1 protein-coding gene is annotated in these 546 nt (G+C 35.2%); it reads left to right on the forward strand.

The window, feature by feature from the left end; translation table 11 throughout:
- Positions 1 to 494 (forward strand): TetR/AcrR family transcriptional regulator (locus E1176_RS00260; RefSeq protein WP_155208594.1); only part of this gene is annotated, 494 nt, incomplete at its 5' end.
- Positions 495 to 546: the final 52 nt, after the last annotated feature.

A 546-nucleotide genomic window follows, 5' to 3' on the forward strand; every position in this document is an offset into this window, starting at 1 on the left:
AAGCGGCTTTGGTGTTATTTGCGGAAGAAGGTTTTCATGCAACGAGCACAAGTAAAGTTGCTAAACGAGCGAGAGTTTCTGAAGGACTTATTTTCAGGCATTATAAAAATAAAGATGGACTGCTTGAAGCGGTTATGGGTGTAGGCGAAGCGAAGATTAAGAGTTTATATGCCGATATTGTGCTTGAGACAGACCCAAGAGAAGTGATCAGAAAGACCATAGAAATGCCATTTGACATCGATGAGTCGGAATATGAGTTTTGGAAGCTACAATTTAAGCTCAAGTGGGAGATAAAGACATACAATGCTGAAAAGATGGAACCAATGCGTATGGCATTAGAAAATGCATTTAAAAAGCTGAATTATAAAGATTACTCTCTTGAGGCAGATCTGATGTTGCACATTCTCGATGGTGTGGCCAGTGCTATGCTCAAAAATTTGGTAAAGAATAAAAGTGAGCTAAAAAGCTTTCTACTAAGTAAATACAATTTTTAAAAAAATTTATAAAATAAAAAAGTGATTACTTACTCATTATTATTATGAAAAA

It is taken from the genome of Fulvivirga aurantia, assembly GCF_009711475.1.
Taxonomy (GTDB): Bacteria; Bacteroidota; Bacteroidia; order Cytophagales; family Cyclobacteriaceae; genus Fulvivirga; species Fulvivirga aurantia.